Here is a 23,127-nt window from a genome sequence, read left to right on the forward strand (position 1 = left end):
AATGCGGATGCATGCCCCGAATTGACGACGAAGCGATGACGAAGCGATGACGAAGAATATCAAGGAACTCGAGCAGGAAGAGGAAGAGCTGTCGCGCGCGGTGCGCAGCTCGGCCCAGCAGATCTGGCAGGCGGGCCTGGGCGCCTTTGCCAAGGCCCAGCAGGCGGGTGGACGTGAATTTACGCGTCTGGTGCGCGACGGCAGCGAGCTGCAGAAGCGCGCGCGCAGTGTCGAGGATGCGACCGAGACCGTGGCGCGCAAGGCCGAGCGTTCGAGCCGGCGCGCATCGGGTACCTGGGGCAAGCTGGAGCAGGTGTTCGAGGAGCGCGTGGCGCGCGCCCTGGCCACCATCGGCGTGCCGGCGCGCAGCGAAATGGAAGCGCTGAACCACCGCATCGACGAGCTGGAACGGATGCTGGCCGAGCTGGCGGGCGAGCAGATGCGCCAGGCCGCGGCGAAGAAGGCGCCGGCCGCCAGGAAAGCGCCCGCCGAGCCTTCCGCCAGGATCCCGGCCAAGACGAGCGCAGCGAAGCGCCCCACCACCAAATCCGCCGCCGCGAAGCGCGGCACCGCCGGCTAGCCATGCCCGGCCGCACTGCCGTTGGGGTGCGGTTCGATGATATGCTTGCGGGTGACCCTATTCAGACCGCCATCCATGCTACAAAAAGCTCCACGCCGTACCCGTGAACGCATCCTCGAGCTCTCGCTCAGGCTGTTCAACGAGTTCGGCGAGCCGAACATCACGACGACCGTCATTGCCGAGGAGATGAATATCTCGCCGGGCAACCTGTACTACCATTTCCGCAACAAGGACGACATCGTCAACTCGATCTTCGTGCAGTTCGAGGCCGAGATCGAGCGCATCCTGACGGTGCCGGCGGGACGGCGCTCGAACATGGAAGACGTCTGGCTCTACCTGCACCTGATGTTCGAGCTGATCTGGCGCTACCGCTTCTTCTACCGTGACCTGAACGACCTGCTGTCGCGCAACCGCAAGCTCGAACTGCACTTCAAGGCCATCCTCGCCCACAAGATCAAGGTCGCGCGCCAGCTGTGCGAAGACCTGCGCAGCGAACAATCGCTCGAAGCGAGCGACCAGCAGATCGGCGCGATGGCGACCAACATGGTGGTGGTGGCGACCTATTGGCTGTCCTATGAATACGTGCGCAATCCACGCAAGTACAGCGAGCAGCAGGCCATCGCCGACGCCCTCGCGCGCGGCTGCTACCAGGTACTGTCGATGCTCGGGCCTTATCTGCGCGGCGATACCAGCCTGCTGTTCGAGAAGCTGAGCGAGGAATACCTTAAAAAACTGCCGGACGAAGGCCGCGAGCCTGTCTGATGACCGGATACCCATGAAATCGATTGCTGTCTACTGCGGCGCCTCGAACGGCGCCAAACCCCTGTATGCCGACGCCGCCCGCGAGCTCGCGCGCGTGCTGGTCGAGCACAACATCGCCCTCGTCTACGGCGGCGGCAAGGTCGGCCTGATGGGCGTGATCGCCGACGAAGTATTGCGGCTGGGCGGCGAAGCCACGGGCGTCATCCCGCGCGCCCTGGTCGAGCGCGAAGTGGGGCATGCCGGCCTGACGCGGCTGTTCGTGGTGAAGGACATGCACGAGCGCAAGGCCATGATGGCCGAGCTGTCCGAAGGGTTCATCGCCATGCCGGGCGGCTTCGGTACGCTGGAAGAGCTGTTCGAGATGGTGACCTGGGCGCAGCTCGGGATTCACGCCAAGCCGATCGGGCTGCTGAATGTCGACGGGTTCTACGATGGACTGGTGAAATTCGCCCAGCACCAGGTGGACGAGGGCTTCGTGCGTGAAGGGCATGCTGGCCTGATGCACGTGGATGCAGATGCGGATGCGCTGGTGAAAAAATTACGAGACGGTTGCGCACCGTAGGGGGCATTGAGGCCATTGGCCTCAATGACCCCTACATCTCCAGTTCGAGCGCGTACGCCTCCAGCATGTCTTCGATCGCACTGGCCGTCACCGGCTTGCTGAACAAATACCCCTGCATCTCGTCGCACTCGTTCTCGCGCAGGAAAGCGCGCTGCTGCTCGGTCTCGACGCCTTCCGCAATCACGCGCAGGTTCAGCTTGTGGCCGAGCGAGATCACCGCCATCGCGATCGCCTGGTCGTCCGGGTTGTCGGCCAGTTCGCTCACGAATGATTTGTCGATCTTCAGGCGGCTGATCGGGAAGGTCTTCAGCGAGGACAGGCTCGAGTAGCCGGTGCCGAAGTCGTCGATCGACAGCGACACGCCCATCGCTTTGAGCTCGCGCATCTTCGCGACCGACTTCTGCAGGTCGCGCATGATCAGGCTTTCGGTCACTTCGAGTTCCAGCAGTTCCGGCGCCAGGCGGCTGTCGCGCAGGGCGCAAGCGACGCGATCGACCAGTCGCGATTCCTCGAACTGGCGCGCCGAGACGTTCACCGACATCGTCACCGGCGGCAGGCCGGCATCCATCCAGGCGCGCGCCTGGCGGCACGCTTCGCGCACCACCCAGTCGCCGATTTCCACGATCAATCCACTTTCTTCGGCCAGGCCGATGAAACGCTGCGGCGGCACCATGCCGTGTTCCGGATGCTGCCAGCGGATCAGGGCCTCGACCCCGAACAGGCGCCCGGTGCGCAGGTCGACCTTCGGCTGGTACAGCAGGCGGAAGCCGTTGTTGTCGGCGCCCTCGAAGGTCGCCTGCACGGCATTGCGCAGGCCATCGAGCAGCACCAGCTTTTCCTCGACGCTGGCATTCATCTCGCGCGCGTAGAACTGGAAGTTGTTGCTGCCCAGGTCCTTGGCGCGGTACATCGCGGCGTCGGCGTTCATGAGCAAGGCGCTGGCATCCATGCCGTCGCGCGGGTACATCACCACGCCCATGCTGCAGCTGACCTGCACCGCCTGGCCCGCGACTTCGATCTCCTCGGTCACGGCGATCCGGATCTTTTCCAGCAGCGGCGCGAGCGCCTGCGGATCGTGGCTCTGGTCCGGCAGCAGGATCACGAACTCGTCGCCGCCGAAGCGCGCGAGCGTGTCGTTGCGGCGCAGGCAGGCGCCCATGCGCTTGCTGACCACCCTCAAGAGCTCGTCGCCGGCCTTGTGGCCGAGGCCATCGTTGACCAGCTTGAAGCCGTCCAGGTCGACGAAGGCGAGCGCCACCGCGCTGCCCTGGCGCGCGGCATTGCGGATCGCCCCCTCGATCCGGTTGTGCATCAGGTTCCGGTTCGGCAGGCCGGTCAGCTCGTCGTGGTGGGCCATGTGGAAGATGCGTTCCTCGACCTGCTTGCGCTCGGTGATGTCGCGCACGATGACGACCACGCCGTCTTCGACCGCCACCACCTGGCGGTGCAGCCAGCGCCCGCGCGCCTCGCGCGAGGAAGCCTGCCACTCGCCTTCGCGCGGCTTGCCGTCCAGGGCCACGAGGGCGATGTCGTCGAAGATGCCGTTCTTGCGGTAATGCGGCAGCATGTCGCACAGGAGCATGCCCTGCATCTCGGCGCGCGGCAGGCCGATGATGCCTTCGGCGCGCGAGTTGGTCGCCTCGACCACGAAGTCGGCCACCGTGCCGCCCGGACCCGGCACCACGCGCAGCACGAAGAAGGCGTCCAGGCTGCCTTCGGAAGCGGCGGCATAGGTTTCCTGGGCGCGGCGTGCGCGCCGGCGCACCCGCGCAAGCTGCCAGGCCCAGCCCGAGACCACGGCCACCACCAGCAGCAGCAGGGCGCTGGCGCCGCTGGCTGCGGCGAGGAAGGTCTGGCGCTTTTCGTTGAAGGGCGCGAACTGCTCGTCGCGCGAGAGGCCGACGACGATCGCCAGCGGGAAGCCGTGCAGGCGCTGCACGCTGGTATAGCGCAGCACGCCGTCCGGACCCTTGTGCAGGGCGACACCGCCGTCCGTATGTCCCAGTTCGATGCGCTGGCCCCAGCTGACGCTGTCGCCGACGCGCAGCGCGCGCATCAGGCCATCCAGGCCGGCCAGGCCCAGCATGCCCTGCTCGCCGTCGCGCGAGCGCTCGTAGGCGCTGGTGAAATAGGACGGATCGGCTTCGACGATGGCGATACCTGCGAACCGGCCCGCGCGATCGTTGATGCGGCGCGTGAAATGCAGGTGCGGCTCGGACTTGATGCTGTCGCCGACGGTCGCGCCGACAAAAGGCAGGCCGAGGTTATTGTCGCGATGATAGAGGAAATAGGCGGTGCCCGAGACGTCGTGCGCCCTGGCCTCGGGATTGCTGGCGACGACGCGGCCGTCGCGGTCGGCGATCGCCACCACGAACACCAAACCCGGCGGCAGCAGGCCCTGTTCGCGCAGGGCCGGCAGGGCGCCGGCCGTGCCGTTCAGTTCGACCGCGTACTTGAGCACCTTCAGGGTCTGGTCGATGCCGTTCAGGCTGCGCGACATTTGCGCTTCGTAGGTCTCGATGCGCTCGAGCGTGGCCGCATGCACCGCGGCTGTCGCGGCGGCCCGGTCGGCGTCGATCACGCGCAGCGTCAGGATCCACAAGCCGATGACCAGCAGCACGGCGAACAGCGGCAGCGAGATATGCGTGTCGAGGCCGCGCCCGAGCCAGCGCGCCAGCCGGGAGCCTGGCGCCTTGCGCCGCGGAGGGGAGGGAAGCGATAGCATGCGTTTCCTTTCAATGCACGAGCAGGACCTGGCGCACCGACGGGTCGAGCGCCTCGCGCTCGATATAGCCGATCAGGGCCGGATCCTCGGCCACCGCCTTGCGCACGGCGGCGCTGCCGGCCAGCTCGCGCGGCGGCTGGCCGCGGCCGGTGAACACCATCTTCGACCAGTAGGCCTTCAACAGGGCCGGGGTCTTGCCGGCCACGCGCAGGTAGAACTCGTCGCGCTGCGCGGAGCCGAGCGGCTGGTCGAGCGCGGTGGCGACGGCGCCGTTCGGGAAGCGCGGGGCCTGGCCGAGGAAGATGGCCGCCACCTGGTCGGCGTGCATCGCCTCGACCGGGCTGCGTGCCGACACGACCACCACCAGGTCGTTGGCCTGTGCCAGGGCGGCGCAGCATGCAAGCAGGATGGAGGCGAGCAGCCTCGCGGATCGAAATCGCATGGCTGCCCCTCAGAACACGAAGTCGAGGGCGGCGCTGGTCACCTGCGCCGTGCGTCCGGACTGGTAGTCGGGCACCGAATTGATGAACATGCCGCGCGAACCGTTGCGCGTGGTGACGCGCTGGTGCTGCAGCTTGAGCGCGAAGTTCGGCGCGAGATCCCAGCGCAGGCCGGCGCCCAGCGTCGACTGCGAGGGCACGGCGCGCATCATCGCCGCCAGCGACGTATTCAAGGCGGCGCCGCCGGCGGCATAGGCGGGAGCCAGGCCGTCCAGCGTCAGCGCGGTCGGTCCATCGGGCAGGCGGCCCCAGACCCGGGCCCAGGTGGCATACGGCGTCAGGTTGCGGTGCCGCCAGCCGCCGCTCAGATAGGCGGAACGCGTGCTGCCGAGATAGCCGTCGACCTTGCTGCGCCCGGCTTCGCTCATCACGAACCACTGGCTCGGATCGTAGTTCAGGCCGACGCTCAGTGCCGAGGCGCGTTTGTCGTCCACGCGCAGGCGGCGGGCGATGTCGCGGCCTTGCGGCCCGAAGTCGTCGAGCGCCTCGAACAGCGCGGGAAACAGGCCGACCGACAGGCGCGCGGTGATGATCGACGCGCGCGCGCTGAACGCGCCTTGCTCGACCGTGTGCGACACGCCGGCGATGCCGCGGCCGCGCAGGCGCGCGCCGTCGTACAAGGGGATGTTGGTGCGGCCATAGAACAGTTGCGTGGTACTGCGCAGCGCTTCGCCGTTCCATTGCCAGCTGAGGTCGGCGCCGTCGCTGTTAGTGAGCGGCAGGACACCGTAAACCTCGAGCGGCGTGCGCACCCAGGGATAGGCATAGCCGACCTTGCGGTAGTCGGCGGCGATGAACATCGGCAGGGCGATGCGGCCGAGGCGCAAGGCCAGCTCCGGCGTCACCTGGTATTTGAGGTTCGCCCATTCCACGCGCGGCTGGTAGCTGTAGTCGAGGCGCTGCTCGGTCACGACCTGCAGCACGGCCGACCAGCGCGTATCGATATGCAGGTCGAGCTGGCCGCCCAGCTTGCTGTCGACGTCGCCGCTCCAGTGCGAAGTGCGGCCGGCACCGTCGGCCTTCAGGATGGAGGCGGTGTAGTCTGCCTGGCGCTCATCGGAGTGCACCGCGCCGACCGTGCCGAAGCCGGAAAAGGTCCAGGTGGAACTGGTCGCTTCAGCGCTGGCCGCGCCGGCGGTGCCAATGAAGGCAAGCAGGACGGCGCCGGCGCAAGCAGCGGGAAGGGATACGGCGGTGGAGGGGAAAAACATGGATCGCTTTCAATCGGGTCTGGCGTGCCGGAACCGGGCCGGCTGCATGCATGGCGCACGCATGACGGGACTGTAAGCGAGCGATCCCTGTGGAGTCGATATATTTACGATTGGAAACGAATTTAGCGGTCTTGACCGTTGTGAGACGGCAACGAAGCTTGCATCGAAATTAACTCCGGGGCTGCCGCTCAGATCTGTTGCAGCTGCTTGTCGATGGCCTTGCGCGCGCGCTCATTACGTTCGCTGTAACGGTCGGTGAGGTAGTCGGTGCGGCCGCGCAGCAGCAGCGTCATCTTGAACAGCTCTTCCATGACATCGACCACCCGGTCGTAATACGCGGACGGGCGCATGCGGCCTGCGTCGTCGAATTCCTTGTAGGCCATCGGTACCGAGGACTGGTTCGGGATCGTGAACATGCGCATCCAGCGTCCAAGCAGGCGCAGCGTGTTCACCACATTGAACGATTGCGAGCCGCCGCAGACCTGCATGACGGCCAGGGTGCGGCCCTGGCTCGGGCGGATCGCTCCCATTTCGAGCGGAATCCAGTCGATCTGGTTCTTCATCACGGCCGTCACCGCGCCGTGGCGTTCGGGACTGCACCACACCTGGCCCTCGGACCACAGGCACAGCTCGCGCAGCTCGACCACTTTCGCGTGGGTCTCGGGCACGCTGCCCGCCATCGGCAAGTCCATCGGGTCGAAGATTCTTACTTCGGCGCCGAAGTGTTCGAGGATGCGCGCGGCCTCGAAGGTCAGGAAGCGGCTGAAGGAGCGCTCGCGCAGGGAGCCGTAGAGCAGCAGGATGCGCGGCGGGTGGTTCAGGTCGCCCACTGGCGCGAGCTTGTCCATGTCGGGCACGTCGAGCAGGTGTTCCTGAATATTCGGCAGATCGTGGAGGGGCATCATTCGCTCGCTTCGGGGAGATGGGTGAGGCCGGCCGTGTCGGCAAAGTCGCCCGGGGCGACGGTGCCGCCCACGGTGGCCGCGGCCGGCGCCGCCGGATACAGCCAGCAGAACAGCAGGGTGGCCGCCGCGGCGCCCGCCAGCTGGGCCAGGATGAATCCCGGCGCATCGGCCGGGCGGATGCCGGCGAAGGTATTGCTGGCACTGCGCGCCAGGGTAACGGCCGGATTGGCGAACGAGGTCGAGGCGGTGAACCAGTAGGCCGCCGTGATATACGCCGCCACCGCGAACGGCGTGATGGCGGGCCGGCTGCGCGAGCAGCCGATGATCACGCCGAGCAGGCCGAAGGTGGCCACGCATTCGCTCCACCACTGCGCCGGTCCGGTGCGCACATGGGTCGATGCGCAGAACAGCGCCTCGCCGAACATGCCGTGCGCGGCGGCCACGCCGGCGAAGGCGCCTGCCACCTGCACGGCGATATAGGGGAGGACTTCGCGCGCCGGCACATTGCCTTGCCAGGCTTCCGACAGGGTCACCACCGGGTTGAAGTGCGCGCCCGAGAGCGTCCCGAACATCAGGATCAGGGCCACCAGCCCGGCGCCCGTGGCAATCGTATTGGCCAGCAGCGCGATCGCCACGTTACCGCCGGCCAGGCGTTCGGCCATGATGCCGGAGCCAACCACCACCGCCAGCAGGAGCGCGCTGCCGAGCCCCTCGGCCACCAGGCGCCGGGCCAGGGTCATGGCCGCACCCCGCAGGATGCGCTTCCGGTCGTCGCGCGCATCATGCCTGCAGCGTGCCGATGCGGTCGAGTTCCGCCTGCAGGCGCGCGCGGTCGGTGTTCAATTCGTCCAGCGGCAGCGCCAGGAAGGCCTGGATGCGCGCCAGGATGATGGCCCAGGTGCGCTCGAAGGCGGCCTCGATTTCCTCGTCGGTGCCGGCGACGTGGCTCGGGTCGTCCAGGCCCCAATGGGTGCGCAGCACCGGTCCCAGATAGGCCGGGCAGGTTTCGCCGGCGGCGCTGGCGCAGACGGTGACGACGATGTCGGGCGTGACCGGCAGTGCGTCCCAGGACTTGCTGAAGTAACCCTCGGTCGAGATGCCCTTGCGCTGCAGGAGCGCTACGGCGCGCGGATGGAGCCAGCCGGTGGGGTGGCTGCCGGCGCTGAGCGCGCGCATGCCGGCCGGCGCCAGGTGGTTGAAGGCGCCTTCGCTGAGTACGGAGCGGCAGGAGTTGCCGGTGCAGAGGAAAAGGATGTTCATGTCGTTGGTCTCAGCATGATTTCTTGCCGGTGGCAGCGCAAGGTAGGCCGCCGCAGCAGTTCTCGGTCAGGAATCCGATCAGTCCATTCATCGCTTCCACCTTGGCCGAATAGATCACGAAGCGCCCGTCCTGCTTGGAGGCGAGCAGTCCGGCATGCGACAGCTCCTTCAGGTGAAAGGAGAGCGAGGAGGGGGCGATGTCCAGCTGTTCGGCGATTTTGCTGGCCGCCAGGCCGTCAGGTCCGGCCTGGATCAGCAGCCTGAAGACGGCGAGCCTGCTTTCCTGCGCCAGCGCGGAGAGGGCTGCCAATGCCGATTGCGTGTTCATGCCGGGTGCCCGTGAAGAAGGATGGGACGATGATATATCGGATGCTACGATAATTCAACGATCATCGAATCATGGTGCCTGAAGCATTGCGAGTGAGGTGATGGTGTAGCGCGTGGAGTCAGGACGCTCAGCCTTCGCTCCACAAGCGCTCGCCCGTCTGTTCCATATGCGTGAGATACAGCCGCAGGTCGAGTTCGAACTGGTGGTACTGGGGCTCCATCCAGCAGCACAGTTTGTAGAAGGCCTTGTCGTGCTGCTTTTCCTTCAGGTGGGCCAGTTCGTGCACGGCGATCATGCGCAGGAACTCCAGCGGGGCGTCGCGGAACACGCTGGCGATGCGGATCTCGTGCTTGGCCTTGAGCTTGCTGCCCTGCACGCGCGAGATCGCGGTGTGCAGGCCGAGCGCGTGCTGGACGACGTGGATCTTGCTGTCGTAGGCGACCTTCGCCACCGGCTCGGCATTGCGCAGGTAGTCGTCCTTCAGGTCCTGCACGTAGTCGTACAGGGCGCGGTCGGTGCGCAGGCCGTGCGGGCTCGGGTAGCGCGAGCGCAGCAGGGCGCCGAGGCGTCCCTCTTTCAGGAGCGAGGCGGCCTGCTGGCGCAACTGGTCGGGATAGGCGGTGAGGTAGCGAAGTTCGGACATGGGGCGGGAATGTACCACAGCGGCGGCGCAGCCGCAGGAGGCCTTGCGGGCGGACGCCTGCCGTCAAAAAAAACGGGACGGAAAGTCCGCCCCGTCACGCCCTGCCGGCCAGGAAGGCTATTCGTCCTTGCCGCCCTGGCGATTGCCGCTCTTGCCGGCGGTGCCGGTGCCGCCACCGCTGGCGGCCGCCCGGCTGGCCGACTGCCGGCTCTCGCCTCCCTTGCGGCCGATATCGGCCATGTGCGCACGGTTGCGGCTGACCGCCTCCCCGCCTTTCTGCCCCGCGCGGCGCGCTTCTTCGGAATCGAATTCGTGCGCCGTGCCTTTCTGGTGGGCGGCCTGGCCGCCCTTGCTGGCGATCTCGCGCTGCTGGTTCTGGTCCATCGCCGCGAAACCGCGTTTGGCAGGGCCGCTGCCGCTGCCGCCACCGCTCTTTTGCGCGCTGCCGCCGGAGCTGCCCGCGCCCTTGCCGCTCTCCTTGCTTGTCGCCATGTCGTTCTCCTGGTTGCCCTGCAGTGTGAAGGGTAAGCGCAGCATTGCCACACTCGTCCGGTTAGAGAGACCGCTTCCGGGTTAGTTCCTTCCCTCTTGAGGACTTCGCTTGCGCCGCGCTTTCAAAGGGCGGCGCAGCGTCCGTTCAGTCCGGTGCCCGCGGCGGCGTACGCCTGCCGTCGTGTGGTTCGGCGCCGTCGAAGCTCGTCGGGGGCGCCGCCATGTCGTCGTCGAGCTGGGCGCGCCGCAGCGCCAGCCGGTGCCCGAGTTCGACCAGGTCGAGGCCGGCCGCGCGCGCCCCCTCGAACATCTCCGTCTCTTCCTGCGCGACGTGGTGCGCGAACTCCTCGGCCAGCACGGCGAGCGTCGCATCGAAATGCTCGTCCCCCGGGTACATGGCTTCGAGCTGGCTGATCAGTTCGCGCGCCCCCGCGTGCTCGAGCTCGGCGTCATCGATCAGCTCGTCGTCTCCGAGCGCCGCGCGCAGCGCCGGATAGAACAGTTCTTCCTCGAGTATCGTGTGGATGATGAGCGCGTCGCAGAGGTCGTCGACCAGTTCGGCGATCGTTTCTTCCGCGTCTTCCAGGCCGCGCAGGTTCGCGCACTGGGCGAACATCCTGCGCACCTGCTCATGCTCGGCGCGCAGCAGCGCAAGCGCGTCCGCCGCCCCATCCTGGTCCTTGCCGGTGGCTGCCATGGCTCCTCCTCGATGGTGTATGGGTCAGGTGGGGTTGTGGGCCGCGCCGACGTCCTCGGCAGCGGGGCGCGCATCGGCCGCGGCGCCGGCAGTTACACTGCGGGCGGCCTGCCAGCTGCCGTCGTTGGCGTCGTGGGCGAAGGTGGCGGTGCCGGCGCTGAGCACGCCCATCAGCGAATTCTGCCAGCTCTGCCAATCCTCGGCCGTGGAAGAGGCTTCGCGCATTGCCACGGTGCCGATCTGGAAGGGATCGTCGCAGCTTGCCAGCGCACGGCCGAGCCTGACGCCGTCGTCGACCAGCTGGCGCGCCGCGCGCACGTTCAGTTCGCTGAGCTGGCGGGCGGTGTCGATCGCATGATGCGATACCTGGCTCAGGAAATCGACCTGGGCGCCGAGTTGCGAGCGCAGGTCGGGTAGGGAAGGGGAAAAAGCGGGCATGAGATCCTCGGCGTATGTAAAGTATCAGTAGACGCTCCAGACTCGTGCAAGTTCAGGAAAAGCGCTTGCGCCAGCGACTGGCGCAAGCGAACCTGACAAATCCTCAGGCGTCGGCGACCTTCAGCACCAGCTTGCCGAGGTTCTCGCCGCGGAACAACATCAGCAGCGTGGAAGGGAAGGTCTCGAAACCCTCGACAATGTGCTCGCGGCTCTTGAAGCTGCCTTCCTTCATCCAGCGCGCCAGCGCCGCCACGCCTTCAGGATAGCGGGCGGCGTAGTCCGTTACAAGCATGCCTTCCATGCGCGCGCGGTTGACCAGCAGCGCGAGGTAGTTGGCCGGGCCTTTCACCGCTTCGGTGGCGTTGTACTGCGAGATCGCGCCGCAGATGACGATGCGCGCTTTCATGTTGATGCGGGTGAGCACGGCGTCGAGGATGTCGCCGCCCACGTTGTCGAAATACACGTCCACGCCCTGCGGGCAATGCTGCTTCAGGCCGGCCTGCACGGGACCGGCCTTGTAGTCGATGCAGGCGTCGAAACCGAGTTCCTCGACCACGAAGCGGCACTTGTCTTCGCCGCCCGCGATGCCGACCACGCGGCAGCCCAGGTGTTTCGCGACTTGCCCCACCGTCATCCCGACCGCGCCGGCCGCGCCCGACACCACCACGGTTTCGCCCGCCTTCGGCTGGCCGACTTCCAGCAGGCCGAAGTAGGCGGTCATGCCGGGCATGCCGAGCACGTTGAGCCAGGTCGGCAGCGGCGCCAGGTTCGGATCGACCCTGGCCAGCATCGCGCCCTTGTCCTCGGCCGGGCCGGTCCAGTAGCGCTGCACGCCCATCACGCCCATCACATGGTCGCCCGCCTTGAACTTCGGTGACTTCGATTCCTCCACCACGCCGACGCCGCCGGCACGCATGACCTCACCGATGGCGACCGGGCGCACGTAGGAGCGCGCATCGTTCATCCAGCCGCGCATGGCCGGGTCGAGCGAGATGTAGAGGATCTTGACGCGCACTTCGCCGTCGGCAAGTTCGCCCAGGGGCGGCGTCGCGCGCTGCCAGTCGCTGTCCTTCGGCAGGCCGACGGGGCGGGCCGCCAGCAGGAATTGGTCGTTCGTCGCTTGTGTCATGGGTGTCTCCCTCGTGTTGTTGGAGCTGCCAACTATACCGAAAAACAAACGGTCGTGCGTTTTTAAAATCGATGGCGCCGCCTGGCTGTTTTTGCAAGGCATGCGACAATGGCGGAGACCTCTACCATGACCTCCTTCCCACCATGACGCACCCGGAATACATCCTGACCCTGTCCTGCCATGACCAGCGCGGTATCGTGCTGCGCGTGGCCGGTTTCCTGGCCGAACACGGCTGCAACATCATCGATTCGGCCCAGTTCGGCGATCCGGAATCGCAACTGTTCTTCATGCGCGTGCACTTCGCGCTGGAAGACCCGAGCGTGCCCGATGCCGACCTGCGCACCGCCTTCGCCGCCCTGTGCGAAGCGAACGCGATGCGCGGCCAGCTGCACGACGCCCACGCCAAGCCGCGCGTGCTGATCATGGTCTCGAAGATCGGCCACTGCCTGAACGACCTGCTGTTCCGCTACAAGAGCGGCCTGCTGCCGGTCGAGATTCCGGCGATCGTCTCGAACCATATGGAGTTCTACCAGCTCGCGGCAAGTTACAATATCCCGTTTCACCACTTGCCCCTGGCGGCCGGTGCGAGCGAGGAAGCGAAGCTGGCGCAGGAAGCGCGCATCATCGAGCTGCTCGACATGCACAGGATCGACCTGGTGGTACTGGCGCGCTACATGCAGATCCTGTCGCCGGGACTGTGCGAAGCCTTGAAGGGCAGGGCGATCAATATTCACCACTCTTTCCTGCCGAGTTTCAAGGGCGCGCGGCCGTATGCGCAGGCCCACACGCGCGGCGTGAAGCTGATCGGCGCGACCGCCCACTTCGTCACGGGCGAGCTCGACGAAGGCCCGATCATCGAGCAGGACGTCGAGCGGGTCGACCATGCGATGACGATCGACGAGCTGACCGCGATCGGTCGCGACGTCGAATGCGTGGTGCTGGCGCGCGCGGTGAAGTGGTTCGTGGAACACCGCATTTTGCAAAACGGCCACCGGACAGTGGTCTTCAAATAACCATAGGCTCAAGAAGTATTCATGGCACTCAAAGCGACCATCTACAAGGCCGACCTCCAGATTGCGGACATGGACCGCAACTACTACGCGGAGCATGGACTCACCATCGCCCGCCACCCGTCCGAAACCGACGAGCGCGTCATGATCCGCGTGCTCGCCTTTGCCCTGCACGCCAACGAGGCCCTCTCGTTCACGAAAGGCCTGTTCGATACCGACGAGCCGGACCTGTGGCAGAAGGATTTAACGGGCGCGATCGACACCTGGATCGAAGTCGGCCAGCCCGACGAGAAGCGCCTGCTGAAAGCCTGCGGCCGCGCGGAGCACGTGTATGTGTACTGCTACAGCGCGACCAGCCATATCTGGTGGAAGGGCATCGCCAACAAGCTCGAGCGCGCACGCAACCTCACCGTCATCAACATCCCGAGCGAGACCAGCGCCGCGCTGGAAAAGCTGGCCAAGCGCGCCATGCAGCTGCAGTGCACGATCCAGGACGGGCAGCTGTGGCTGACCGACAGCGTCGACACCGTGCTGGTCGAGCGCGAGACCTTCAAGGCCGCTGCCTGAACTCCTTTTATCGATGGAATCCGCCATGACCCGACTTCTTTCCCTGCTGGCCGCCGGCCTGTTTTCCACCGGCGCGCTGGCGCAAGTCACCGTCCTCGACCCGTGGGTGCGCGCGACCGTGCCGAACCAGAAGGCGTCCGGCGCCTTCATGCGCGTGCAGTCGGCAAGTGCCGCGCGCCTGGTCGGCGTCAGCACTCCGGTCGCCGGGCGCGCCGAGATCCATGAGATGGCGATGGAAAACAACACGATGCGGATGCGCCAGGTCGACGCCCTCGAGCTGCCGGCCGGGAAGCCGGTGAACCTGGCCTCGGGCGGCTATCACGTGATGTTCTTCGACCTGAAGCGCCAGCTGAAGGAAGGCGAGACCGTGCCGGTGACGCTGGTGGTACAGGATGCGGCGAACAGGAAGAGCAGCGTGACGGTCGAGGCGCAGGTCAAGCCGCTGAGCTATGTGGCGCCGCAGGCGGGGGCAATGCACCACCATTGACGCCCGCCCTGCGAACGCGATTTATTGCGGCGCGGCGCCGAGGCGGCGCACGCCGCCCGAACCCACGCTCGTCTTGCTGATCTGCGGGTCGCCGTAGTAATTCACATCGCCCGAACCGGCGATCGTCGCGCTCAACTCGTTGCGCGGCCAGACCGTCGCTTCGCCCGAGCCGGCGATCGTCACGCTGGCGCTCCGGGCCTGGACCCGTCCCAGGTCGACGTCGCCCGAGCCGCCGATCGATACCGTCAGCTTGCCGGCCGTTCCCGCCCCCGCCTTCAGGTCGCCGCTGCCGCCGAGCGACACCGCCAGCGTCTCGCTGTCGACCCCTTTCAGGTTGATCGAGCCCGAGCCGCCCAGGTCGATGTCGAGCTTGCGTCCGCGCAGCGCGTCGGCGTCGATGCTGCCCGAGCCGCCCAGCGACAGCCGCTCGATCGAACGCGCCTGGACGACGATGCGGATCGACTTCGATTCCAGGTTCAGGTTGCGGCGGGTGGAGCGGATTTTCAGGGTGCCGTTTTCGACCACGGTCTCGACCAGCGGCAGCAGGTTGTCGTCGGCCTCGATCGTGACCCCCTCGGTGTTCCCGATGCGCAGTTCCAGATGGCCGGGCAGGCCGAGCGAGAGGCCGCTGAAATTGCCGACCTGGCGCACCTGCTTGACGATGCGCCCGCTGCCCTGCACCTGCTCGCCGCCCCAGAACCCGGGCGCCGCGACGACTTGCGCGCTGGCGGCGACGCCGGCGGCGATGCAGGCGGCAAGCAGGGTGCGGCGGGCGAAGGTGGAGAAAGCCTTGTTCATGATGTTGTCCTCACGGTTGTCGATGGTGAGAAGGTAACCAAATCCCGGGCCGGACGGGCCGGGATTGCGACAGACTGCGCAGGAACGCGACCAGACTGCAGCGCGGCGGGGCCGGCACGATGCACCAGTACAGTGCGCGTCCGGCCCACTTCCACTACAATCTTGCCCTTTTTGTTTCCGGCTTCACCGGTAAGGAAGTAATTATGAATGCGGCCCTGTTTGTCCTGGCCCTTTGCGTCGGCATCTTCATTTCGGTCCAGGCGGCCGTCAACAGCCAGCTGGCCGGGGCGCTGCACGCCAACTCGGTGGTGGCGGCCCTGATCTCGTTTTCCGTCGGCACCGTGGTGCTCGGCATCGCCGCCTTTGCCCGGGGCGGGGTGGGCGAGTCGCTCGCGCTGATCGGCCAGCAGCCGCTGTGGAAGCTGACGGGCGGCATGCTGGGCGCCGCCTTCGTCTTCGGCACCGTGTTCCTGGCGCCGCGCATCGGCCTGCTGAACCTGGTGGTGCTGGTGATCGCCGGCCAGTTGATCATGTCGATGGCGATCGATAATTTCGGCCTGGTGCAGATGGCGGTCCGCAAGGTTTCGGCGATCCGCATGGCCGGTGCCCTGGTGGTGGTGGCAGGCGTCGCGCTGACCTTGTTCGGCGACCGGATTGTTGCTGCGTTGGGACGGTAAATAATTTCTCGATTGCAGCTGCAATTTCTGACGAGCATGGTTCTATAATGATCGGCATTGTCTGAACGACACTTCCAATATCAGAGAAACCACGCCAGATGGAATTCCACCAGTCCTCGCAAATCCCTACGCTGTCGTATGTCGAAAACGAAGACCACCCGGTCTTCGGCACCCTGGTCGAGCAGATCCTGCACCTGCTGAACTCGCGCCTGGTGTTTTCCGACATCATCATCCACCAGAACAGCCCGCTGATGCTGCGCCAGCCGAAAGGCCTGGTGGCGGTCACGGATTCGCCGATCACGCGCGAGGAGCTGGAGGAATTTTTTGAAGTCATCGAGCCGAACTGGGCCGAGCGCATCGCCGACCGCGCCTTCGACCGCTCGATCGACCTGCACACGGCGCGCATCCGCGCCAACTGTTTTACTTTCCAGGGCAAGAAGCGCCTGGGCTGCGTGATCCGCCGCTTCCCGAAGGAACCGATGCCCCTCAGCGAACTCGGTCTCGACGCCGATGCTCAGGAATTCGCGCGCGCCACCAGCGGCCTGGTGTTGATCATCGGCGACACCTGCCAGGGCAAGTCGACCACGATCGCGTCGATGCTCGACGAAATCAACAAGCGCCGCTCGGGCCACATCATCACCATCGAGGACCCGGTCGAAACCCTGATTCCGCAACGTAAATCGATCATCACCCAGCGCGAAGTCGGCATCGACGGCGACGTCGAAAGCTACTACCTGGGCGCGCTCGACGCCCTGCGCGAGCGCCCGGACGTGATCATGATCGGCGAGATCCGCGACGCCCAGACGGCGCAGGAAGCGCTGGCCCTGGCGGAATCCGGCCCGCTGGTGCTGGCAACCCTGCACGCGCGCTCGACCGAGATGGGCCTGCAGAAGATGCTGCGCCTGCTCGGCAATTCGGACGCCCAGGCCCAGGCGCTGGCGCACGCCCTGCGCGGCGTACTGTGCCAGGCACTGCTGCCGTCCGTCGAGGGCAACCGCTACCACCTGGCGACCGAATGCCTGACCCCGAGCGCCACGGTGGCGCGCCTGATCGAGGAGGGCGATCTCGGCGCCCTGCGCGAGCACATGAACAGCGGGCGCGATCCCGGCTGCCACACGATGAACAGCTCGCTCGAGCGCCTGCTGTCGAGCCACAAGATCGGCGTCGAGGATGCGCGCGCGGCGACCACGGATCGCGTGGGGTTTGCCGACCTGGTCTAGGGTAGGATGTGGATGACGCAACACGCGCCAACCCACATTTTGAGAGGAAACCCCATGAAGTTTGTCGTTCACGCTGCATTCTGCCTGTCGCTGGTCTTCGCCGCTCCCGCCTTTGCCGCCACCACGGCGCCTGCAAGCCAGGCCACGGCAGCCGCTCCTGCGCATGTCAAGGCCGTGCAGGACCTGCTGGGTGCGATGCAGGTCGAAAATGTCTTGCGCGGGGTGGCAGGCCGTAGCCGCTATGCGAACGATGCCCAGCGCAAGGCCGTGTTCGCGAAGATCGACAGGACGCCGCCGGCCGAGGTGGCCCAGCGCCTGGCCCCGGCGCTGGCCCCTGTCATTTCCGCCGACACGGCCACCGAGATGACCCGTTTCTACAACACCCCGTACGGCAAGCAGGTCATCCACAAGAAGTACAACAGCGGCGTGCAGCTGAGCATGCCGGGCATGAGCACCTCTGTCCCGCCGGAAGAAAAGAAAGAGCGCAAGCGCGCCGCCTACGTCCAGGCGAGCAAGGAACTGGCGGCGGCGGAACCGGCGGTCGAGCGCGAGGCCTTCAAGTTGCTGCAGCAGATCAACAAGGAAAAGCGCTGAAGGCTGCCGGCTGTTCAGTGTTGCGAGTGCCGGTCATTGCCTTGCTTATGATCGGCAGCGGTGGATTTTCCCGATTGGTGGAATTTCAACGGGGCGTATGAGGAAAAATTTGCGACCGGTCAGGGGAGCTATCACTGCATTGTGCCTCCTTGGCATGGCCGGATGCGCGACGCCGCTCGACCGGCTGAGCGATTTCAAGGGCGCCGAGTCCGGCACTCTCGTGCTGTCCCTGGGCGTGCCTGATGCGTCGATCCCGGCACAGGTGCCTGTTCTTTCTGGCAAACGGACTGGAACCCAGGATTTATTCGAATTGAAATATCCATCCAGTTCTGTAAAGGGCCGGGGGCTGGACGTCCCCTTCAAGGATGGCGCCGGGACGGTCATCGCCCGAAGGCTTCCTCCTGGCGAATATGAGATTGACGAGGTTCATTATTGGATGAACGCGGATACGTTCAGGGTGTCGAGTACATTGCCCGCTCCAATCAAATTTTCCATCCGTACCGGTCAAACCTCCTATGTCGGCAGCTACCGTGTGTACATGAAGATCGCCGAGCCCAGCAGGGCAAGCACGAAAGGCGAGGTCACGACCGCACCCTTGGCGGCGTTGGCTCTCGTTGCAGACATCACTGATGAGCAGGTGCGCGATGTCGCCATCGCCAGAATCAAACATCCTGCGCTGGATTTCGGCGCGGTCACAAACGTCCTGCAAGCGCAGTAGAAAAACCAGTTCCTGAGGTTAGTAAGCTGGCGTTTCGGATAAAGATCGGCACATGCGGAGCAGACGGGCGGGTGCGGATACTGCATCTGGCCTGACGAGGTGCCGTGGATCTGCAGCGAAGCCAGTTGCCGGCGGGCCAACGCAAGACTCGTCGGAATTACTTACAAACGCATTACAAGAGCAGATTTCGCTCGCATCTAAAGCCTTGAAAATTTTCGCTATTTTTCTCCAGCGTGGCGCCGGTATGAAACTTGCACATCCGCCTGCAGTGACAGCATTAGCGCCCCTAAGGAGATGATCGTGGAAAATCAAAATGAAAATAGTCGTTCACTTCAATCGGTAGGAAGGCGACCTTCCAAGGATACCTTTCCTCTGGTTGGTCTAGCGATGATCCTCACCTGCGCCGCGGTCGCATACGGCGTCCTCTACTATTGTTTTTCGCTCGCAAGTTCGTGAACGCGAGCAAAAATTTTACATTCCTTCCTTCTGGGATTGATGGGGTTTATCTGCCCGCATCCATCGATTGGCGCCACGCAATCGAGCGCCGGAAAAATGGAATTTGCACTAGCATGAGTCGCCAAAGATAAGTTGCCTGTTTAAACGAACTGGCTGCAACGTAAGTCGGTAGAGAAACCAGGCATCGTGCCTTTATGCTGTGCACAACTTCGTTTCCGGGGTAAGCGGCAGGGCGCCAGCTCAGCGGTACGCCGAACTGCAGTTCGACTGAAAGATGAACCATGCGAATGAATGAGTTATCGTGCGCCCTTGACACGCTTAATGATGCTCCTTCAAAACACCTGGCTCCCGTCACACTTTCCTACGTTCGAAAAAACTATCGGTTGACGAAGACAGTCTACCGGGCGCAGACGATCCGCCGTTTTGCGGGTGCCAGCGCAGCGCGCACGTTTTTGAGATGGATGGGTGCGGAGGCCGCGCTGGCTGAACGTGTTGTCTCGTCATCATTTTCCGGCCTCAGGCGTTAGTTCCGGACCGGGTTCATTACACAGTTGATGACGATCTGGAACAAGCAAACGAAGGCCGTTTTGCCTGTTCCTGCGTTAAATAAACCGCCTCTCCGTATTCTGCGACGACGAATTCACCGATCGCGCATAGCCGATCGTCTTTTCGACTCATCGCTCAATCGAGCGGCACGCTGCGATAGCGATTCACCTCGGCGCTCGACACGGGCGGCGCGGTATTGCCCCAGCTGGCGCGCAGGAAGCTGACGAGGTTCGCCACCTCTTCGTCCTTCAGCACGTGACCAAAAGGCGGCATGCCGTAGGGGCGCGGATTGCCTGCGGTGCCCGGCGCGAAGCCGCCGTTGAGGACGACGCGGATCGCATTCACCGGCTCGGCCAGCGCCAGGGCGCGGTTCTTCGACAGGGCCGGATACGGTCCCTTGCCTTCGCCGCGCTCGCCGTGGCAGGTGGCGCAGTGTTGCCCATACAGCTTTTCTCCCGCGCGCATCGTTTGTTCGGACGGACGCGGCGCGGCTGTGCGGTCGGCAGGCGCTCCCGCAGGCAGGGACTTCAGGTAAGCCGCCATCGCGCCCAGGTCCTCGTTGGTCAGGTGTTGCAGGCTCTGTACCACCACTTCCGCCATCGGCCCGGTCACGCTGGCGCCGGGTGCGACACCGGTTCCCAGCAGCTGCACGATGTGCGCTTCGCTCCAGTTGCCGAGGCCCGCTTCGGCGTCCGAGGTCAGGGAGGGCGCATACCAGCCAAGCATCGGGATCAGGCCGCCGCCGAGGCCGCCCTCGGTCGCCCCAAGGCTGTTGCGCGTGCTGTGGCAGGCGCTGCAGTGGCCGAGTCCTTCGACCAGGTAGGCGCCGCGGTTCCAGCGGGCGTCGCGTTTGCTGTCCGGCTGCTGCACGCCGGGCCTGAAATAGAGCAGGCGCCAGCCGGCCAGCGTCAGCTGCTGGTTGTAGGGGAAGGCCAGGTCGTGCGGCTGGTTATGCTGGCGCACCGGTGGCAGGCTGCGCAGGTAGGCGAAGAGGGCGTCGGCGTCGGGCCGCGTCACCCTGGTGTAATTCGTGTAGGGGAAGGCCGGATACAGCAGGCGGCCGTCCTTCGACTTTCCGTTATGCAGGGCGCGCCAGAAATCGTCGGCCGTCCAGTTGCCGATGCCGGTCGTCGGTTCCGGCGTGATGTTGGGGGCGACCAGGCGGCCGAAGGGCGTGTCGAGCGCGCGGCCGCCGGCATAAGGCACGCCGCCGCGCGCCGTGTGGCAGGCCATGCAGTCGCCGGCGCGCGCCAGGTAGGCACCGCGCGCGATATTCGCCTCGGAGGACGCCTGGTCGGCACTGGAGGCCGAGGCGATGAACTCTTCGCGTGGCCAGGCCGCCGCGACGAAGGCCGCCGCCACGATCAGCAGGACGAGCAATCCAAGCCAGACGCGCTTCATGGCACGCTCCCGCAGGCGATCGGCAGGGGGTGCGTCAGGCGTTCGGCCGGACGCGCATCGGGCGGCGTCGGCTGGCCGGCCAGCCAGGCCGAGATGGCGGCGACGTCGCCCGGTCCCAGGCGCTCGGCAATGGTCGCCATGCAGTCGGGCGCATGGGCGCGGCGCACCTTGTTGCGCCAGGCGCCGAACTGGGAATTGACGTAATCGCGCGGCAGGTTCAGCAGGCCCGGAATCGCAGGCGCCACGCCGGCCAGGCGCTCGCCGTGGCAGGCGATGCAGGCCGGTACCTTCAATGCGGGGTCGCCCCGGCGCACCAGCTGTTCACCGCGCGCGAGCACGCTGGCGTCCACCGCCGGTGCGGCCGGCGCCGGGACCGGCGGATGCTGGTTCGAGAAATAATCGGCGATCTCGTGCAGGTAAGGGTCGGGCAGGTGGGTCACCATCCAGGTCATCAGGGGGAACTGGCGCCGGCCGTCGCGGAAGTTCACCAGCTGGTTGTACAGGTAGCCTGCCGGCTTGCCTGCGATGCGCGGAAAGTAGACGCCGCCGATGCTGCTGCCTTGCGTGTCCTTCGGCGCATGGCAGGCGATGCAGGCTGCGACGCGCTGCTCGAGGGTATCGGGAACGGGTTTCTGGGCGCCGGCCATGAGGGGCAGGGCGCACAGCAGGATGGATGAAAAACGGAGCGGTGCAGGGATCGGCATGCGGCTTCCAGGTTATCAATATCAGGATGATAACCCAGGACCGCTTGCCGGGTCATGCCGGGGGATTGGCCCGCCAGTGGCGGTAGATTTTGAGCGCCACATGTGCATCGTCGGCCGCGTAGCGGATCTGCTGCTCCGACAACCGCGGCAAGGCCCAGTTGGTGGTCGTGATGCGTTTTGATTTCGCCAGGCGCTGGCCGAAGAAGCGCGCCACGGCAGTCTTGGCGCCGAGCGTGTTGCGTTCGCCGCGGCGGCGCAGGGTGGTCGAGAGGTCGACCACGTTCTGCGTCTCGATGCCGAGCTTGGCGCGCAGGCGGCGCAGGTCGTCGCCCAGGCCGAAGCCCACTTTCAGGATCGCGGGCGATTCCAGCACCGCGCGCAGCACGTCGACGTGGGCAGGCTGCGGTTTGGCGCCGACCTGGAACAGGTAGGCCTTGTTCTCGGTGGCCAGCTGCACCAGGTGCGGGCCGGTCGATTCCTCGCCCCTGGTGAAGGTCGGTTTCGATTCGGTGTCGAAACCGACGACGTCGGCGTTCGACAAGGCCGCAAGGGCTTGCGCCGCCTCGGCCTCGGTCTTCACCAGCACGATGTCGTCGAGCGTGATGCCTTCGTACGGCGGCAGGTCTTCTTCTTCCGGATTGACGCTCATCGGCAGCTGTGCTTCAACTGCGTCAGCCGCGCGAGAACTTCGACGCCAGCTGCTGCAGCTTTTCCTGGCGCAGGCGGGCCGCTTCCGCTTCGGCTGCCGCGGCTTTCTCCAGCTTCTTGCGCTCGGCTTCCTTCTTGAAGCGCAGTTGCAGCTGTTCCTTGGCGTGCAGGCGGTGGGTGTCGGTCACTTCCGCGCCGGCCACGCCGTCGAGGTCGTAGCGCACGGTGGCTTTTTCCATCGAGCGCAGGTAGCGCATCGAACCGGTATGGATGCCGAGCGCGGCGCGCATGGTTTTGCGGTCCAGGCCCGGGACGCGCGACAGCAGCTGCTTGTCGATGCCGATCGCCAGCGGCAGGCAATCGCGGAAGGCCGGGAATTGCTGTTGCAGCTGTTTGAGGAGGGCACGTGCGGACTGCGGGGCCGGAGCGGCCGCGTCGCCTTGTGCTGGTGCGCCCGCTGCTGCCGGAGCCGCCGGCGTGTCGGCCGCGGCGCTGTCCGGCACGCTATCCGTTGCGGTAGTCGACACGGTTTCCGGGATGCTCGTCGCCTCCGTTGCTGGGGTCTCTGGGGAAGGGGTGGTGGCGTCGACGGACTCGGCGGCAGAACTAATGGTATTCATTGACTTCATGGTAATAACAGGAATCCGAAGGATAGCATGCTGGCCCGCACTAGTGCGCTGCCAATCGTGTGACTTCTGCTTAGCACGAGAGGGTGACCGCCCGTCGCCGGGATGCTGGCGTGCAAGGTGGCGCCCCGAATCGCGAAATCGTGTATGATCCGCCTCTTGCCTTGCGCGCGGCTTGCGTCGGCGCAGACGGATCGAAGACCCGTTCGTGGACTAGAAAACAACAGTATGTGGTTTGCTTATATCGCTTATCCGATATATCAATTATCACCAATTCTTGCCTTAAGGCATAATGCTGCCTGTCCCGTCTCTTCAACCCGACAGAGCCAGATGCAAGCCCGCCCCAGCCGACGGGCTTTTTTTCGTTTCGACATGCACACCGCGATCCTGACCACTGCCTTGATTCATCCTGCCAACGACGCATCCGGCCCTGCCGCATGCCG

The 23,127-nt window shown here is 65.5% G+C and carries 27 protein-coding genes; 10 read left to right on the forward strand and 17 right to left on the reverse strand.

Annotated elements, in window-relative coordinates:
• Positions 1-46 precede the first annotated feature (46 nt).
• The 3 genes from ACI48I_RS13540 (at position 47) to ACI48I_RS13550 (ending at position 1,904) form a co-directional block, all read left to right on the forward strand.
• Positions 47-580, forward strand: a complete 534-nt coding sequence (locus ACI48I_RS13540) for a phasin family protein (RefSeq protein WP_193686422.1) — start codon at positions 47-49, stop codon at positions 578-580.
• 75 nt (positions 581-655) lie between these two features.
• A complete protein-coding gene (locus ACI48I_RS13545; protein ID WP_193686421.1) occupies positions 656-1,342 on the forward strand; it encodes a TetR/AcrR family transcriptional regulator in 687 nt (228 codons plus the stop codon).
• A gap of 13 nt (positions 1,343-1,355) precedes the next feature.
• Positions 1,356-1,904 carry an LOG family protein gene (locus tag ACI48I_RS13550; protein ID WP_498574457.1) on the forward strand — a complete coding sequence of 183 codons (549 nt, stop codon included), beginning with the start codon at positions 1,356-1,358 and terminating at the stop codon, positions 1,902-1,904.
• A 31-nt stretch (positions 1,905-1,935) separates the two neighbouring features.
• Here the strand turns inward: ACI48I_RS13550 and ACI48I_RS13555 are convergent, their stop codons facing one another.
• The 12 genes from ACI48I_RS13555 to ACI48I_RS13610 form a co-directional block, all read right to left on the reverse strand.
• Entirely contained in the window at positions 1,936-4,629 is a 2,694-nt protein-coding gene (locus tag ACI48I_RS13555) for a bifunctional diguanylate cyclase/phosphodiesterase (protein ID WP_498574458.1), read from the reverse strand.
• Between the two features lie 10 nt (positions 4,630-4,639).
• Positions 4,640-5,071, reverse strand: coding sequence for a phosphate ABC transporter substrate-binding protein (locus tag ACI48I_RS13560; RefSeq protein WP_498574459.1), 432 nt, complete (start codon positions 5,069-5,071; stop codon positions 4,640-4,642).
• A 9-nt stretch (positions 5,072-5,080) separates the two neighbouring features.
• Entirely contained in the window at positions 5,081-6,340 is a 1,260-nt protein-coding gene (locus tag ACI48I_RS13565; RefSeq protein WP_498574460.1) for a hypothetical protein, read from the reverse strand.
• Between the two features lie 188 nt (positions 6,341-6,528).
• Positions 6,529-7,245 (reverse strand): arsenical resistance protein ArsH, encoded by a 717-nt coding sequence (gene arsH, locus ACI48I_RS13570; RefSeq protein WP_498574461.1) that lies wholly within the window; start codon positions 7,243-7,245, stop codon positions 6,529-6,531.
• The gene (locus tag ACI48I_RS13575) at positions 7,242-7,985 is read right to left on the reverse strand and encodes an aquaporin (RefSeq protein WP_498574462.1); all 744 of its coding nucleotides are present in this window, start codon (positions 7,983-7,985) and stop codon (positions 7,242-7,244) included. The genes arsH and ACI48I_RS13575 overlap by 4 nt, the downstream gene beginning before the upstream one ends.
• A 40-nt stretch (positions 7,986-8,025) precedes the next feature.
• On the reverse strand, positions 8,026-8,505 hold the full coding sequence (locus tag ACI48I_RS13580) for an arsenate reductase ArsC (RefSeq protein ID WP_193686416.1): 480 nt from the start codon (positions 8,503-8,505) through the stop codon (positions 8,026-8,028).
• Positions 8,506-8,515: 10 nt separating this feature from the next.
• Positions 8,516-8,833, reverse strand: a complete 318-nt coding sequence (locus tag ACI48I_RS13585) for an ArsR/SmtB family transcription factor (RefSeq protein WP_498574463.1) — start codon at positions 8,831-8,833, stop codon at positions 8,516-8,518.
• Positions 8,834-8,960: 127 nt separating this feature from the next.
• Positions 8,961-9,476: a YgjP-like metallopeptidase domain-containing protein gene (locus ACI48I_RS13590; protein ID WP_193686414.1), complete on the reverse strand. Its 516-nt coding sequence runs from the start codon at positions 9,474-9,476 to the stop codon at positions 8,961-8,963.
• A gap of 117 nt (positions 9,477-9,593) precedes the next feature.
• Positions 9,594-9,968 carry a KGG domain-containing protein gene (locus ACI48I_RS13595; protein ID WP_193689127.1) on the reverse strand — a complete coding sequence of 125 codons (375 nt, stop codon included), beginning with the start codon at positions 9,966-9,968 and terminating at the stop codon, positions 9,594-9,596.
• Between the two features lie 145 nt (positions 9,969-10,113).
• Complete coding sequence (locus tag ACI48I_RS13600; RefSeq protein WP_498574464.1) at positions 10,114-10,665, reverse strand: hemerythrin domain-containing protein; 552 nt, start codon at positions 10,663-10,665, stop codon at positions 10,114-10,116.
• Positions 10,666-10,689: 24 nt separating this feature from the next.
• Positions 10,690-11,103, reverse strand: a complete 414-nt coding sequence (locus tag ACI48I_RS13605; protein WP_498574465.1) for a phasin family protein — start codon at positions 11,101-11,103, stop codon at positions 10,690-10,692.
• 103 nt (positions 11,104-11,206) lie between these two features.
• Complete coding sequence (locus ACI48I_RS13610) at positions 11,207-12,232, reverse strand: NADP-dependent oxidoreductase (RefSeq protein ID WP_193686411.1); 1,026 nt, start codon at positions 12,230-12,232, stop codon at positions 11,207-11,209.
• 143 nt (positions 12,233-12,375) lie between these two features.
• Between ACI48I_RS13610 and purU the strand changes: the two genes are divergently transcribed.
• Genes purU through ACI48I_RS13625 form a run of 3 tightly spaced genes read left to right on the forward strand, consistent with a single transcriptional unit; the run spans position 12,376 to position 14,296 of the window.
• On the forward strand, positions 12,376-13,245 hold the full coding sequence (gene purU / locus ACI48I_RS13615; protein WP_193686410.1) for a formyltetrahydrofolate deformylase: 870 nt from the start codon (positions 12,376-12,378) through the stop codon (positions 13,243-13,245).
• 21 nt (positions 13,246-13,266) lie between these two features.
• Positions 13,267-13,809, forward strand: coding sequence for a YaeQ family protein (locus tag ACI48I_RS13620; RefSeq protein ID WP_193686409.1), 543 nt, complete (start codon positions 13,267-13,269; stop codon positions 13,807-13,809).
• A gap of 25 nt (positions 13,810-13,834) precedes the next feature.
• Positions 13,835-14,296 carry a copper chaperone PCu(A)C gene (locus ACI48I_RS13625; protein ID WP_193686408.1) on the forward strand — a complete coding sequence of 154 codons (462 nt, stop codon included), beginning with the start codon at positions 13,835-13,837 and terminating at the stop codon, positions 14,294-14,296.
• A 21-nt stretch (positions 14,297-14,317) separates the two neighbouring features.
• Here the strand turns inward: ACI48I_RS13625 and ACI48I_RS13630 are convergent, their stop codons facing one another.
• On the reverse strand, positions 14,318-15,094 hold the full coding sequence (locus ACI48I_RS13630) for a head GIN domain-containing protein (RefSeq protein ID WP_498574466.1): 777 nt from the start codon (positions 15,092-15,094) through the stop codon (positions 14,318-14,320).
• A gap of 203 nt (positions 15,095-15,297) precedes the next feature.
• Between ACI48I_RS13630 and ACI48I_RS13635 the strand changes: the two genes are divergently transcribed.
• The 4 genes from ACI48I_RS13635 to ACI48I_RS13650 all read left to right on the forward strand — a co-directional run bounded on the left by ACI48I_RS13635 (position 15,298) and on the right by ACI48I_RS13650 (position 18,303).
• Complete coding sequence (locus ACI48I_RS13635; RefSeq protein WP_498574467.1) at positions 15,298-15,771, forward strand: DMT family transporter; 474 nt, start codon at positions 15,298-15,300, stop codon at positions 15,769-15,771.
• A gap of 98 nt (positions 15,772-15,869) precedes the next feature.
• Positions 15,870-16,991 carry a type IV pilus twitching motility protein PilT gene (locus tag ACI48I_RS13640; RefSeq protein ID WP_193686405.1) on the forward strand — a complete coding sequence of 374 codons (1,122 nt, stop codon included), beginning with the start codon at positions 15,870-15,872 and terminating at the stop codon, positions 16,989-16,991.
• A 54-nt stretch (positions 16,992-17,045) separates the two neighbouring features.
• A complete protein-coding gene (locus ACI48I_RS13645) occupies positions 17,046-17,585 on the forward strand; it encodes a hypothetical protein (RefSeq protein WP_498574468.1) in 540 nt (179 codons plus the stop codon).
• Between the two features lie 97 nt (positions 17,586-17,682).
• Positions 17,683-18,303, forward strand: coding sequence for a hypothetical protein (locus ACI48I_RS13650; protein ID WP_498574469.1), 621 nt, complete (start codon positions 17,683-17,685; stop codon positions 18,301-18,303).
• A gap of 1,137 nt (positions 18,304-19,440) precedes the next feature.
• On the opposite strand, the gene ACI48I_RS13655 is transcribed toward ACI48I_RS13650, so the two are convergent.
• The 4 genes from ACI48I_RS13655 to ACI48I_RS13670 are packed head-to-tail and all read right to left on the reverse strand — an operon-like array spanning position 19,441 to position 22,597.
• Entirely contained in the window at positions 19,441-20,706 is a 1,266-nt protein-coding gene (locus ACI48I_RS13655; protein ID WP_498574470.1) for a c-type cytochrome, read from the reverse strand.
• Entirely contained in the window at positions 20,703-21,410 is a 708-nt protein-coding gene (locus ACI48I_RS13660; protein WP_498574471.1) for a c-type cytochrome, read from the reverse strand. The genes ACI48I_RS13655 and ACI48I_RS13660 overlap by 4 nt, the downstream gene beginning before the upstream one ends.
• A 52-nt stretch (positions 21,411-21,462) precedes the next feature.
• Complete coding sequence (locus ACI48I_RS13665) at positions 21,463-22,059, reverse strand: 3'-5' exonuclease (RefSeq protein WP_498574472.1); 597 nt, start codon at positions 22,057-22,059, stop codon at positions 21,463-21,465.
• Positions 22,060-22,081: 22 nt separating this feature from the next.
• Entirely contained in the window at positions 22,082-22,597 is a 516-nt protein-coding gene (locus ACI48I_RS13670) for a ProQ/FINO family protein (RefSeq protein ID WP_498574533.1), read from the reverse strand.
• Positions 22,598-23,127 lie beyond the last annotated feature (530 nt).

The sequence above is a fragment of the Massilia sp. LXY-5 genome, from assembly GCF_059801075.1.